At 69.6% G+C, this 13,595-nt stretch carries 13 protein-coding genes; 3 read left to right on the top strand and 10 right to left on the bottom strand.

Annotated elements, in window-relative coordinates; translation table 11 throughout:
- Nucleotides 1-47 precede the first annotated feature (47 nt).
- A complete protein-coding gene (locus K0O62_RS19285; RefSeq protein ID WP_073853612.1) occupies nt 48-1,097 on the top strand; it encodes an NAD(P)H-dependent amine dehydrogenase family protein in 1,050 nt (349 codons plus the stop codon).
- Here K0O62_RS19285 and K0O62_RS19290 read toward each other — a convergent pair whose 3' ends face one another.
- From K0O62_RS19290 to nadD, 5 genes are read right to left on the bottom strand one after another with little or no spacing between them, the layout of a single operon-like run.
- On the bottom strand, nt 1,098-1,934 hold the full coding sequence (locus K0O62_RS19290; RefSeq protein WP_073853610.1) for a DegV family protein: 837 nt from the start codon (nt 1,932-1,934) through the stop codon (nt 1,098-1,100). It lies immediately after the preceding gene.
- A complete protein-coding gene (octT, locus tag K0O62_RS19295) occupies nt 1,931-2,698 on the bottom strand; it encodes a diglucosylglycerate octanoyltransferase (protein WP_073853608.1) in 768 nt (255 codons plus the stop codon). Before octT ends, K0O62_RS19290 begins: the two co-directional genes overlap by 4 nt.
- Nucleotides 2,688-3,344 (bottom strand): glucosyl-3-phosphoglycerate phosphatase, encoded by a 657-nt coding sequence (gene gpgP / locus K0O62_RS19300; protein ID WP_073853606.1) that lies wholly within the window; start codon nt 3,342-3,344, stop codon nt 2,688-2,690. Before gpgP ends, octT begins: the two co-directional genes overlap by 11 nt.
- Nucleotides 3,341-3,754, bottom strand: coding sequence for a ribosome silencing factor (rsfS, locus tag K0O62_RS19305; RefSeq protein WP_073853604.1), 414 nt, complete (start codon nt 3,752-3,754; stop codon nt 3,341-3,343). The genes gpgP and rsfS overlap by 4 nt, the downstream gene beginning before the upstream one ends.
- Nucleotides 3,751-4,368 (bottom strand): nicotinate-nucleotide adenylyltransferase, encoded by a 618-nt coding sequence (gene nadD / locus K0O62_RS19310; protein ID WP_073854345.1) that lies wholly within the window; start codon nt 4,366-4,368, stop codon nt 3,751-3,753. Before nadD ends, rsfS begins: the two co-directional genes overlap by 4 nt.
- Nucleotides 4,369-4,564: 196 nt before the next feature.
- On the opposite strand from nadD, the gene K0O62_RS19315 reads away from it, so the two are divergent.
- Complete coding sequence (locus K0O62_RS19315; RefSeq protein ID WP_073853602.1) at nt 4,565-5,980, top strand: GGDEF domain-containing protein; 1,416 nt, start codon at nt 4,565-4,567, stop codon at nt 5,978-5,980.
- Here the strand turns inward: K0O62_RS19315 and K0O62_RS19320 are convergent.
- The 3 genes from K0O62_RS19320 to K0O62_RS19330 are packed head-to-tail and all read right to left on the bottom strand — an operon-like array spanning nt 5,977 to nt 9,566.
- A complete protein-coding gene (locus K0O62_RS19320; protein WP_073853600.1) occupies nt 5,977-7,422 on the bottom strand; it encodes a vWA domain-containing protein in 1,446 nt (481 codons plus the stop codon). The two genes, K0O62_RS19315 and K0O62_RS19320, sit on opposite strands and share 4 nt — an antisense overlap.
- A complete protein-coding gene (locus K0O62_RS19325) occupies nt 7,422-8,306 on the bottom strand; it encodes an AAA family ATPase (protein ID WP_073853598.1) in 885 nt (294 codons plus the stop codon). The genes K0O62_RS19320 and K0O62_RS19325 overlap by 1 nt, the downstream gene beginning before the upstream one ends.
- 18 nt (nt 8,307-8,324) lie before the next feature.
- Nucleotides 8,325-9,566, bottom strand: coding sequence for a glutamate-5-semialdehyde dehydrogenase (locus K0O62_RS19330; RefSeq protein WP_073853596.1), 1,242 nt, complete (start codon nt 9,564-9,566; stop codon nt 8,325-8,327).
- Between the two features lie 56 nt (nt 9,567-9,622).
- On the opposite strand from K0O62_RS19330, the gene K0O62_RS19335 reads away from it, so the two are divergent.
- Nucleotides 9,623-10,474, top strand: coding sequence for a ribokinase (locus tag K0O62_RS19335; RefSeq protein WP_073853594.1), 852 nt, complete (start codon nt 9,623-9,625; stop codon nt 10,472-10,474).
- 16 nt (nt 10,475-10,490) lie between these two features.
- Here K0O62_RS19335 and K0O62_RS19340 read toward each other — a convergent pair whose 3' ends face one another.
- Both K0O62_RS19340 and K0O62_RS19345 read right to left on the bottom strand, forming a co-directional pair.
- Nucleotides 10,491-12,554, bottom strand: coding sequence for an NAD(+) synthase (locus K0O62_RS19340; protein WP_073853592.1), 2,064 nt, complete (start codon nt 12,552-12,554; stop codon nt 10,491-10,493).
- A gap of 54 nt (nt 12,555-12,608) precedes the next feature.
- On the bottom strand, nt 12,609-13,544 hold the full coding sequence (locus K0O62_RS19345; RefSeq protein WP_073853590.1) for a phosphotransferase family protein: 936 nt from the start codon (nt 13,542-13,544) through the stop codon (nt 12,609-12,611).
- Between the last annotated feature and the right edge of the window lie 51 nt (nt 13,545-13,595).

The following is a 13,595-nucleotide window of genomic DNA, read 5'->3' on the forward strand; positions in this document are numbered from 1 at the left end:
CACCTTTTCCACCCCCGGTGAACACTGCGCGAATAGTGTTCACGCCCATGAGTGCCTCCCGCCCCCTCCGGGTCATCCAGTGGACCACCGGCAATATCGGCAAACGCTCCCTGCACGCGATCATCGGCCGCGACGACATGGAGCTTGTCGGGGTGTACGCGCACGGCGCGGACAAGGTGGGCGTCGATGCCGCCGAGCTGGCCGGTTGGCCCGCCCCGACCGGGATCAAGGCCACCGGCGACATCGATGCGTTGCTCGCCCTGCAACCCGATGCCTGCTGCTACAACCCGCTGTGGCCCAGCATCGACGAACTCGTCGCCCTGCTGGAGGCCGGGGTCAACGTCTGCTCCAGCGCAGCCTGGATCACCGGGGGCAAGCAGACCCCGCAGGATCTGGAGCGGATCAGGAATGCCTGCATCACAGGCAATTCCACCATCTTCGGCAGCGGCGCCCACCCCGGCGTCACGAACATGGTCGGCATGGTGTTGTCCGGGTCGTGCGAGCGGGTCGACGAGATCCGGATCACCGAGTCGGTGGACTGTTCCACCTATGAATCCGCGGGAACCCAGACCGCCATGGGCTTTTCGCAAGATCCGGACACCCCGGGGCTGGCCGAGAGCGTGCGCCGCGAGAGCGAGGTGTTCGCCGAATCTGCGGCGATGATGGCCGATGCGATCGGAGCAACGTTGGACCGGATGACCTTCGATGTCACCTTCACCGCCGCCACCGGTGACACCGATCTGGGGTTCATGACGATCCCGAAGGGCACCGTCGGCGGTGTGATGGGCTATCACCGCGGCTGGGTCGGCGACCGTAACGTGGTCAGCGTGGGCTTCAATTGGACGATGGGCGACCATGTGGCGCCACCCAAACCGCTTGAGCACGGCCATGTCATCCAGGTATTCGGCATGCCCAACATGCGCACCGTTCTGCATTGCCTGCCGCCCGCGGATTGGACCGAGCCCGGGTTCATGGGATTGGGCATGATCTACACCGCGATGCCGGTCACCAACGCCGTGCCCGCGGTGGTCGCCGCGGCCCCGGGCATCGCCACCCTCAAGGATCTGCCGCCGGTCACCGGCCACTTCGCCGGCTGATCACTCCGCGAGGCTGACGCACGCCCCCACGGCCCCGGCGCCGACGTGCACGGCAAGCACCGCCCCCATGTCGCGGACCGTCAACGACTCCAACTGAGGCAGTCGGTCGGTCAGAGCCGCACCCAATTCCGCTGCGGCATCGTGATTGTCGACGTGGTGCACGGTGACCGTGGCAGACCGCTCCCCCACCAGGTCGACGATCGCATCCACCATGGCGGCATGCGCCTTGGACGTGGTGCGCACCCGCTGGGCCAACACCAGCCGGCCGTCGACGTCCAAGCGCAGCAACGGCTTCAGCGACAACGCGGTACCCAGCCAGGACGCCGCGGTCCCGATCCGCCCGCCCCGGCGCAGGTTGTCCAGTCGGTGCACGACGATGAACACATGCCCGCGAGGCACCGCGGCGCGGGCCGCGGCCTCGACGGCATCGAGATCGGCGCCGGCCTCCGCGGCGCGCGCAGCGGCCATTGCGACACACCCGACGCCCATCGCCGCCGACCGCGAGTTCACGACGCGCACCGCCGAGCCGAATTCCCGGGCGGCCGCCGCGGCAGAGGAGAACGTGCTGGACAGTGCCGCGGAAAGATGGACGGCGACAACACCGTCCCCGTCGCTGGCGGCCAGCGCCTCCCGGTAGGCCTGGGCCAGATCAGCCGGCGAGGCGCCCGATGTGGTCACCTGGCTGCGGTCGAAGATGTCGTTCGGGATCTCGTCGATTCCGTCGCGCAGGTCGGTGTCGTCGACCAGGACGTGCAGCGGCACCTGCCGGATCGACCACCGCCCGAGCTCCTCGGCCTCCAGGCGTGCCGACGAGTCCGTCACCACCTGGACGGTCATGACCGTTCAGATGTGTCCGGCTGGTACGCACCCGCCTCGGCGAGCCCCTTGAGCATCAGGTCGGCGACGGCCGCGTGCGCCTCGAAATTCCAGTGGATTCCGTCCGGGTTGCCCTGCCCGCTCATCACGTACTCGCCGACCGCGGCCTTGAGGTCCACCACCGGGACCTGGTGCTCGTCGGCCCATCCGGTGATCGCCTTGACGATGGGGGCACGCCAGCGATGCGACTTGCCGTAGGTCTCAGCGATGTGCACGGAAGGGACGGTCGCCACCACCGGGATGCCGGGCCGGTTGAAGTCCAGTGCCGCCCTGGTCATTTCCAGGTATTCGACGGTCAGGTGCGGCGGCAGCGCCGGCCGAGCCACCCGGGACAACCGGGGCTGCAGCCAGCCGTAGCCGTCACGCACCCAGCGCCGCAGGAACGGCGGGCGGACGTAGCGGATCAGTTCCCGCAGCGCGGTCGGCAACGGCGAGGGCAGCGAGTCCATGCCGGAGGTCGCGAAGATCACCGCGCCGGCGCGCGGCAGCGCCGCCCAGGACCGCGGATCCTGGGTCGCGGCCCACCACACGTCGCGGCAGGTCCAGCCGATCCGCCCGATCAGTTCGACATCCCAACCGAGTTGTTCGGCAACGATATTGGGCCAGATCCGGGGATCATCGGCGGGCAGTCCGCCGGTCGGCCCGTAGTAGGACAGCGAGTCGCAGAAGACCAGGAGAGTCTTCCGGCGGGCAGGAGCGGAATCCGATTGCGGCTCAGAGGACATCGTTGGCCACCTGCGCAGAGGCGTTCCACACGTCCAGGCGCCACTTGATCCTGTCGCCGACGTCGTGCCCGGACAGTTGCGCCCAGCTGGCGTTGCCCATGCCGCCGAGGACCGGCCAGTTGTCCACCGGCAGACCCAGCAGGGCGGCTGTCAACGCCGCGATCAACCCGCCGTGCGCCACCAGCACCACCGGCCGGTCCGGCGCGTCGACACCCCACCCGACCTGTGAGACAAGCAGTTCGGCGACCAGCGGAACGCTGCGCTCGGCCACGTCGACCCGGCTCTCCCCGCCGTGCGGCGCCCACCGGGCGTCGTCGCGCCAGGCCAGCCGGGCCCCCGGGGCGATATCGTCGACGTCGGTGTGGGTCAGACCCTGCCAATCCCCCAGATGGGTCTCACGCAGCCGTCGGTCGATGGACACCGGCACGCCCGATCGCTCGCCGAGCGCGGTGGCGGTGTCCAGGGCCCGGCGCAGGTCCGAGGACACGATCGCCAGGGGCTGACGCTTGGCCAGCACCTCCGCGGCGGCCTTGGCCTGCTCGCGGCCGAGATCGGTCAGGTCGGTGTCGAGCTGTCCCTGCATGCGGCTGCCGGCGTTCCACTCGGTCTGCCCGTGCCGCAACAGCACCAGTCGGCGCACACTCACCGGGCATCCTGGGGGCCGTCGTCGGTGTCTCCCGCGTCCCCGGTGTCGAGGCCGTCCAGGTCGACGGGAATGACCGGGCAGTCCCGCCACAGCCGCTCCAGTGCGTAGAACTCGCGTTCCTCGGTGTGCTGGACGTGCACCACGATGTCGACGTAGTCGAGCAGGGTCCAGCGTCCCTCCCGAGTGCCCTCACGCCGGGCGGGCTTGTGCCCGGCCGCGCGCATCTTGTCCTCGATCTCGTCCACGATGGCGTTGACCTGACGTTCGTTGGACGCCGAGGCGATCACGAAGCAGTCGGTGATGACGAGTTGCTCGGAGACGTCGATGACCAGGACGTCGTTGCCGAGCTTGGACGCGGCGGCGCGGGCCGCGACGGTCGCCATCTCGACCGCTTCCGGTGCGGCAGTCATGAACAAGCCTCCGATGTGTACAGGTTGCGTTTGGACACGTACTGGACGACGCCATCGGGCACCAGGTACCAGATGGGTCGGGATTGCCGGGCACGCAGCCGGCAGTCACTCGACGAGATCGCCAATGCGGGTACCTCCACCAGGGTAAGGGCGTCTTCGGGCAGTTCTTTCATGGCCGCGGCGATGTGTTCACCATCGAGCTCGTAGCCGGGCCTGCTGACCCCGATGAAGCGGGCGAGGGAGAACAGCTCCTCCCAGTTCTGCCAGGACAGGATCGAGCCCAGCGCGTCGGCACCGGTGATGAAGTACAGGTCGGTGTCCGCGTTCTGCGCGGCCAGGTCCCGCAGGGTGTCCTTGGTGTAGGTGGGCCCGCCGCGATCGATGTCGACCCGGCTCACCGAGAACCGGGGGTTGGCCGCGGTCGCGATGACCGTCATCAGGTAGCGGTCCTCGGCGGCGGCGACCCGGCGGTCCCGCTTCTGCCAGGGCTGCCCGGTCGGCACGAAGACGACCTCGTCGAGCTGGAACTGATCGGCGACCTCGCTGGCGGCCACCAGGTGTCCATGGTGGATGGGGTCGAACGTCCCACCCATCACCCCGAGCCTGCGCCGCATCGCCACGAACAGGCAGCTTACTGGAGTTCCGCGGGCGTCCCCGCCCGCGTGAAGCTGGTCCCGGTCCGGAACCAGCTTCACACCCCCGCCGGCCCGCCGGACTGGCGTGGCAACCGTCGATGGTGGCAAGCACGGAAAGTTGGCACCGGCGGTCATCATGGCGGGATCCGGCGCACCCGCACTACGCTGCACGCAAATGGGGGCTCAACTGCGCACCAGCGCGGGTTTCACAGCGTTGGTCTTTCTGGTCTGCCTGCTTTCGATCGCCACCAGGATGCCCGACACGCTGGCGGTGTTCTGGCCCACCAATGCGCTGCTGCTCGGTCTCCTGCTGCGCAATCCGACCGCGGCGACGCCATCGACGTGGGTGGGCGCCGCGGCGGGGTATCTGTTCGCCGACCTGGTCACCGGCTCCGACCTGCCCAGAGCTCTGCTGCTCAACTCGGCCAACATGATCGGTGTGCTGGTCGGTTTCTATGGGTTCCGTCGTCTCCGGAATCTCGATCTGAGCCTGACGCGCGGCTCGTCGGTCACATGGGTGGCTGCCGTCTCGGTGACCGCCGCCGGATCGGCGGCGACTGTCGGCGGGTTCATCGACGTCATACTGTTCGGTGACAGCTGGCCGCGAGGCGCGTTGTACTGGTTTGCCTATGAGTTACTGAACTACACCGTCGTCCTCCCGCTGGTGCTGAGCTCTCCGGCCATCCGGTTCCCGACGCCGGCGCACCGCCCCTCGGCAGAAGCGTTGGCACAGTTGCGCCTTCAAGGCAAGCGGGTCGCCGTCCCGCTCATACTCCTGCTCGCAACGGCTCCGGTGGCCTGGATGATGGGCGGCCTGGGGGCGCTCACCTTCTCGATGCCCGCCCTCATCGCGGCCGCTCTGCTCGGCCACGTCTTCATCACCACCCTGTTCATCGCTGTGGCGACGGCATGGGGCATCACCCTGGCGGTGTACCCGCCGAATGCGATGCCCACGATGCCGGAGGGTCCGATCAGCATCTCCACCCTGATCGGGCTGGCCTTGCTGGCCGGCGGACCGCTGGTCATCGCCTGCGCCACCACGGAACGCCAACGCATCTACGCGGCGCTGCACCTGGCCATGACCCGGGACGACCTGACCCGCGCCTATCGCCGCGACGAGTTCATGCGCCGCGCCGATATCGCGCTGGCCGAGGCCGCCCGGAGATCGCAACCGGTCGCCCTGCTGATGATGGATCTCGATCATTTCAAGCGGCTCAACGACACCTTCGGGCACGGTGCCGGTGATCGGGCACTCGCCGACTTCGCCGACACGGTGCGTGACTGCACCGACGAGACCGCGCTGTTCGCCCGGATGGGTGGCGAGGAATTCGCGGTGCTGTTACCGGAGGCGTCCCGGGAGACCGCCCTCGACATCGCCGAACTGATCCGCTCCCGCCAAAGGGCCGCGACCACAGGCGAGTTCGGCGACCTGGGAGCCACCGTCAGCGTCGGTCTGGTGTACGCGGCGGCGCCGCTGACCGATCTGCTGGCGGCTGCGGACGCGGCGCTCTACCGCGCCAAATCGAGCCGACGAGATACCGTCGTGGTCGCCGACGATCCGAATCCCACCGTGCCGGTGGGATGGCGCTAGACGGGCAGCAGACCGTCGATCACCGCGGCCAGCTGCTTGGCCGACCGGCACTCGTGCATGGGGATCAGGTCCTTGTAGCGCGGGACCGCCGAGTCGCCGCTGCCCCACAGGTGCTTGGGCTCGGGGTTGAGCCAGTGCGCGTGCCGGCTGGCGTTCACCATCCGGGTCAGTAGCTCGGTCTCCGGGTTGCGGTAGTTGTTGCGGCCGTCGCCGAGGATCAGCAGCGAGGACCTCGGCGATAACACGTTGGGGAAGTTCTGCGCGAAGGACACGAAGGCGTGTCCGTAGTCGGAGTGCCCGTCGCGGGTGTAGACGCCGGCTTCGCGGGTGATGCGCTGCACCGCCACCGCCAGATCGGCCTCCGGGCCGAACATGTCGGTCACCTCGTCGGTGGTGTCGATGAATGCGAAGATGCGGACCCGGGAGAACTGCTGGCGCAGCGCGGACACCAGCATCAGGGTGAAGTGGCTGAAACCGGCCACCGAGCCGGAGACGTCGCACAGCACCACCAGTTCGGGCCGGGCCGGGCGCGGCTTCTTGAGCACCACGTCGATCGGCACGCCGCCGGTGGACATCGATTTGCGCAGCGTCTTGCGCATATCGATCTGACCGTTCTGCGCGCGGCGCCGCTTGGCCGCCAGCCGGGTGGCCAGTGTGCGGGCCAGCGGCTGGACGGTCTTGCGCATCTGCCGCAACTGCTCGCCGGAGGCGCGCAGGAACTCGACGTTCTCGGACAGCTGCGGCACCCCGTACATCTGCACGTGGTCACGGCCGAGCTGTTCGGCGGTACGGCGTTTGGTCTCGGCCTCCACCATCTGACGCAGCTGCGAAACACGCTGCGCAGCCATCGCTTTGGCGATCTCTTCCTGGGTGGGGGTGGGCTCCTCGCCGTACGGTGCGAGCAGCCCGGCCAGCAGGCGGCCCTCCAGTTCGTCCAGCGCCATCGCCTTGAGCGCCTGATACGACGAGTACGACGGGCCACGGCTGGAGTTGTACCTGCCGTAGGCCTCCACGATCCGGGCGATCATGGCCGTCAGACGGTCGTCGAAGTTCTCCAGATCGGCGCCCGGGCCCAGCATGTCGAGCAGGGCCGCGCGCATCGCCTCGATGTCCTCGGGCGGCATCGCCTCCGGATCGGCCTCGGGATCCGGCTCATCCTCGACGACCGTCCGCGCCCCGTGCGCGGCAGGCCACCACAGGTCGAACATCGCGTCGTAGGTGTCGCGGTGATCGGGCCGGCGCAGCACCGCGCAGGCCAGCCCCTCGCGCAGCGCCGAGCGGTCGCCCAGGCCCAGCACCGTCATCACCCGGCCGGCGTCCACCGTCTCCGATGGACCCACCGCGATGCCGACACCGCGCAGCGCTTCGACGAACTCCACCAGGTGTCCGGGAATTCCGTGGGGGGCCAGCGGCTGCGGCGGCCGGGTGCGACGGGAAGCCATCAGTTCAACCTCAGCTCCCCGGCGGCCTTGATCTGGTCGGACTGATGTTTGAGCACCACTCCGAGCGTCGCGGCGATCGCCTCGTCGTCGATGGTGTCCATGCCCAGCGCCAGGATGGTGCGGCCCCAGTCGATGGTCTCGGCCACCGACGGCACCTTCTTGAGCTGCATGCCGCGCAGCACCCCGATGATCCGCACCAGCTCGGCGGCGATCCGGTCGGGCAGCTCGGGAACCCGCGACAGCAGGATGCGCCGCTCCAGACCCGGATCGGGGAAACCGATGTGCAGGAACAGGCAGCGCCGTTTGAGCGCCTCGGACAGCTCCCGGGTGGCGTTCGAGGTGAGCAGCACGAACGGCGGGCGTTCGGCCTTGATGGTGCCGAGTTCGGGCACCGTCACCGCGAAGTCGGACAGCACCTCCAGCAGCAGGCCCTCGATCTCGATGTCGGCCTTGTCGGTCTCGTCGATGAGCAGCACGGTCGGGTCGGTGCGCCGGATCGCGGTCAGCAGCGGCCGGCTCAGCAGGAACTCCTCGGTGAACACGTCGGTCTTGGTCCGGTCCCAGTCTCCGGTCCCCGCGGTTCCCGCTTGTATCCGCAGGATCTGCTTGGCGTGGTTCCACTCGTAGAGGGCGCGGGCCTCGTCGACACCCTCGTAACACTGCAGCCGCACCAGCTCGGATCCGGTGGTCTGCGCGACGGCGCGGGCCAACTCGGTCTTGCCGACACCGGCCGGCCCCTCGACCAGCAGTGGCTTACCGAGCCGGTCGGCGAGGAAAACCGCTGTGGCGGTGGCCTTGTCGGGCAGGTAGCCGGTCTCGGCGAGCCGCTTGGCGACATCGTCGATGTCGGTGAACAGCGGCGCAGGGCGGGCAGGAAGGCTCATGAGTCGGGTGTACTCCTGTCAGGCGGGACGGGTCTGGCCGTCGCCCCACACAATCCATTTGGTCGAGGTCAGTTCGGGCAGGCCCATCGGGCCCCGGGCGTGCAACTTCTGGGTGGAGATGCCGATCTCGGCACCGAAACCGAACTGCTCCCCGTCGGTGAAGGCGGTCGACGCGTTCACCATCACCGCGGCCGCGTCCACCTGCTCGGTGAACCGTTGGGCCGCAGCCAGTTCGGTGGTGACGATGGCCTCGGTGTGGCCGGAGCCGTACTCGTTGATGTGCGCGATGGCGCCATCGACACCGTCGACCACCTGCACGGCGATGTCCATCGACAGGAACTCGGCGCGCAGTTCCTCGTCGGTGGGGTCGGCGTGCACGGTGACGCCCGCGTCCTGCAGCGCGTTGAGCAGTCGCGGCAGGGCGATCTCGGCCGCGGCCCGGTCGACCAGCAGCGTCTCGGCGGCATTGCAGACGCTGGGCCGGCGCGTCTTGGCATTCAGCAGGATGCGTTCTGCCACATCGAGATCGGCCGCAGCGTGCACGAAGACGTGACAATTGCCGACGCCGGTCTCGATGGTCGGGACGGTGGCGTCGCGCACCACCGCGGCGATCAGGCCGGCACCGCCGCGCGGGATCACCACGTCGACGAGCCCGCGGGCCTGGATCAGGTGGGTGACACTGGAGCGGTCATCGCTGGGCAGCAGTTGCACCGCATCGGCGGGCAGGCCCTCGGCGACCAGCGCCTCCCGCAACGCCCGTACCAACGCGGCGTTGGAGCGGGCCGCCGACGAACTGCCGCGCAGCAACACCGCATTGCCCGACTTCAGGGTCAGACCGAAGGCGTCGACGGTGACATTGGGCCTGCCCTCGTAGACGATGCCGACCACGCCCAGCGGCACCCGCTGCTGGCGCAGCTGCAGCCCGTTGGGCAGGGTGCTGCCGCGCAGCACCTCCCCGACCGGGTCGGGCAGGCCGGCGACCTGCCGCAATCCGGCCGCGATGCCGTCGATGCGCTGCGGGTTGAGTGCCAGCCGGTCGAGCATCGCCTCGGCGGTACCCGAGGCGCGCGCGGCCTCGACGTCTTCGGTGTTGGCGGCCAGGATGCCGTGCGCGTGGGCCAGCACGGCGTCGGCGGCGGCATGCAGCGCGCGATTCTTCGCGATGGTGCTCAGGCTGACCAGCGCGCGGGAGGCCACCCGGGCCGCGGCCGCGGCGTCGTGGACCTGACTGCGCAGATCAAATTCGACAGAAGCGCTCATCAAGCCAGGGTATCCGGCATCCCCAGGTCAGGCCCGGTGGGGGTTACCGTAAGGCGATGGCGCGGGTATGTGTGGTCGGCAGTGTGAACATGGACCTCGTTTTCGCCGTGGACACCCTCCCGGCGCCGGGTGCGACGGTGCTGGCCTCGCAGCTGACCCGCGCCCCCGGCGGCAAGGGCGGCAACCAGGCGATCGCGGCCGCCCGGGCGGGCGCCGATGTGGTGCTGGTGGCCGCCGTCGGCGTCGACGACACCGGCGAGGCGCTGCGGGTCCACCTGGAGCGCAACGGTGTCGATACCGCCGGGGTGCTGGCGCTGCCGGTGCCGAGCGGGACCGCGAGCATCGTGGTGGACGCACAGGCCGAGAACGTCATCGTGGTGGCGCCGGGGGCCAACGCCCATCTGGCGCTGACCTCGCCGCGGCTGCGTGAGCTGATCGCCGACTGCGACGTGCTGCTGATGCAACTGGAGATCCCCACCGAGACCGCGCTGACCGCGGCCCGCCTCGGGCGCGCGGTCGGCGCGACGGTGCTGCTGAACGCCTCCCCGGCGGGCGCCGATCCCGACGCGCTCGCGCAACTGGCCGAGGTCACCGATGTGGTGATCGTCAACGAGGACGAGGCCCGGCGCTGGGTCTGGCCGGTGCCGCACCTGGTCACCACGCTCGGGGCGCGCGGCGCCGCCCACCGCACCGCCGATGCGCAGACCGAGGTGCCGGCCCCGGCGGTCGAACCCGTGGACACCAGCGGCGCCGGGGATGTGTTCGCCGGGGTGCTGGCCGCCGGGTGGTCCGACGATCCGGCCCACGCGCTGCGGCGGGCGTGCGCCGCCGGGGCGCTGGCCACCCTGGTCCCGGGCGCCGGTGACTGCGCGCCGCACGACGAGGCCATCGAGGACGCGTTGAGCTGAACCTCGGACGTCGGCGCTAGTCCCGCGGGATGTCCCGATCGATGGCGTCCAGCCAGATCCGCGCCGACATGTCCGACGGCGCCCGCCAGTCACCGCGCGGGGACAGCGCCCCACCGGCGGAGACCTTGGGGCCGTTGGGCAGGGCGGATCGCTTGAACTGGGAAAACGAGTAGAAGCGCTGCGCGAAGACCGTCAACCAGTGCCGAATCTCGGTGAGGGAGTATGACGGTCGCTTGTCCAGCGGGTAGCCCAGCGGCCAGTGCCCGTGCTCGGCATCACGCCAGGCATGCCAGGCCAGGAAGGCCACCTTCGCCGGGCCGAAGCCGTAGCGCAACACCTGGAACAGCGAGAAGTCCTGCAGCACATACGGACCCACCTTGGCCTCGCTGCTCTGGATCTCCTCGTCCTCCCCCGTGGGCACCAACTCCGGGGTGATCTCGGTATCGAGCACCGACTGCAGCACCTCATCGACGGCGTCCTCGAACTGGCCCGAGGAGATGACCCACCGGATGAGGTGCTGGATCAGCGTCTTGGGCACCCCGCCGTTGACGTTGTAGTGCGACATCTGGTCGCCCACACCGTAGGTCGACCAGCCCAGCGCCAACTCGGACAGATCCCCGGTGCCCAGCACGATGCCGCCGCGCTGGTTGGCCAGCCGGAACAGATAGTCGGTGCGCAACCCGGCCTGCACGTTCTCGAAGGTGACGTCGTACACCTTCTCCCCGCGCCCGAACGGATGGTCCATCTCGGTGAGCATCAACTGCGCGGTGTCACGGATGTCGATCTCGGCGAACGTCACGCCCAGCGCCCGGCTCAGCGCGATGGCATTGGTCTTGGTGCGGTCGCCGGTGGCGAAACCGGGCATGGTGAACGCCAGAATGTCGCTGCGGGGCCGGTTCTCCCGGTCCATCGCGCGGGCGGCGACGATGAGCGCGTGGGTGGAGTCCAACCCGCCGGACACGCCGATGACGACCTTCGGGAAATGCAGGGCACGCAATCGCTGTTCCAGCCCGGCCACCTGGATGTTGTAGGCCTCGTAGCAGTCCTGCTGCAGCCGGGTCGGGTCGGACGGCACGAACGGGAAACGTTCCACCCGGCGCAGCAGCCCGATGTCACCGGCCGGCGGGTCGAGGGTGAACTCGACCCGACGGAACGCGTCGACGGTGCTGCGGTGGTGGCGGGCGTTGTCGTCGAAGGTGCCCATCCGCAGCCGCTCGGCGCGCAGCAGCGATACGTCGACGTCGGCGACGCTGCGCCGCACCCCCTTCGGGAACCGCTCGGATTCGGCGAGCAGCACCCCGTTTTCATAGATCATCGTCTGGCCGTCCCAGGCCAGGTCGGTGGTGGACTCGCCCTCACCGGCGGCGGCGTAGACGTAGGCGGCCAGGCAGCGCGAGGACGCCGACTTGGCCAGCAGTTTGCGATCGTCGGCCCGTCCGATGGTGATGGGACTGCCGGACAGGTTGGCCAGCACCGTCGCGCCGGCCAGGGCGGCCTGCGCGCTCGGCGGCACCGGCACCCACATGTCCTCACAGATCTCGACGTGCAGCACGAAATCCGGCAGGTCGGCGGCGGCGAACAGCAGATCGGCCCCGAACGGCACCTCTTGCCCGTTCCCGGTCGCTCCGCCGGCACCCAGCCGGATGGTGCCGGTGACGCCGTCGCCGGGGGCGAGCTGGCGGCGTTCATAGAACTCGCGGTAGGTGGGCAGGAACGATTTGGGCACCACCCCGAGCACCTCTCCGCGGTGGATCACCACGGCGGTGTTGTAGACCCGGTTGCGGTGCCGCAGCGGCGCCCCGATCACCAGGACCGGCAGCAGATCCACCGACGCCGCCACGACCGTCGCCACGGCGTCCTCGACGGCATCGAGCAGGGTGTCCTGCAGCAGGATGTCCTCGATCGAGTAACCACACAGTGTCAGTTCGGGGAAGACCGCCAGCCCGACGCCCTCGTCGTGGCACTCCCTGGCCAGCTGCAACACCGATTCGGCGTTGGCCGCCGGGTCGGCGAGCGTGGTGTGGTGGGTACAGGCGGCCACCCGCACGAATCCGTGGCGGTAGGCGGAGTAGAAGTCCACCCGGCCATTCTGGCATTGACGGCAACCCACGGGCCGCAGTCGCCGCGCCCGAGGCTAGTTCGGCGCCGCGTGGGAGTCCGTTGCCCGCCAACTTTCGATCACCGACGCGAGCCCCTCGGCCAGCACCGGGAGCCGCGGCACCAGCGTCACGCAGCTGATGAACTGCAGCCTGCGGGCGGCGTCCATGAGTTGTTGCACCCCCGCGTCGGTGCGTCGCAGGCCGAGCCGGTCCGCGGCGTCGTCGTACTCGGCGACCGCCTCGGGCCCGAGCATCGCCAGGTCCCATTCGACCGGACCGAGCGACACGTCCTCGAAGTCGGAGAATCTGATCCCGTCGGTGGTGCGGATGACGTTGTGCGACGGGCCATCTCCCTGGACGGCTTGCAGCCCCACGCCGGGGTATCGCGCGGCGAACACCGTGGGGTCGGCGAGCACGCCGCGCAGGGCCGCGTATTCGGCGCGGGCCCGCTCGATATCGGCGGCGCCGAGCAGGTCGCAGGGCTCCAGGTGCGCGAACATCCCGGGGGCCGCCTCGTTGAACGGGGCCAGGAACGGTAGCGGCCCCGGGTAGCCGGCCAGCCCGGCGTGCAGCCGGGCGCTCTCGGCGATGGCCACCCCGGAATAGGGTTCGTGGTCGGCCGCGACGTCGGCCAGTTCCCAGAACGTCATGCCGAACCCGCCGTGGCGCACCGGGGTGCGCGGCACCAGCGGGCTGGTGGGCACGACGGGCACCCGGTGGGCGTCCAGCCAGGCGACGACGTCGAGTTCCCGCTGCTGGCGGGCGTGCTGGAGCTGCGGGGTGTAGCCCGGCGGCAGTACCACCGGGATGCGGGCCACGACCGGAGTGGGTTCCAGGTGCACGACCACCGAGAACACATCGTGCAAGACGGTGGCCCGGTCGGCGTCCAGTCCGGCGGCCCGGCCGGCCTCCAGCGCGGCCGTCGCTGCCCGCTCCCGGCGATCGGCCAGCTGATCGGGTGAGAGCCACATGAGGCCACCATGCCATGCCTCGACGGGATGGACCCGCCTATCCTCGATGAG

This window comes from Mycolicibacterium diernhoferi, assembly GCF_019456655.1.
Classification (GTDB): domain Bacteria; phylum Actinomycetota; class Actinomycetes; order Mycobacteriales; family Mycobacteriaceae; genus Mycobacterium; species Mycobacterium diernhoferi.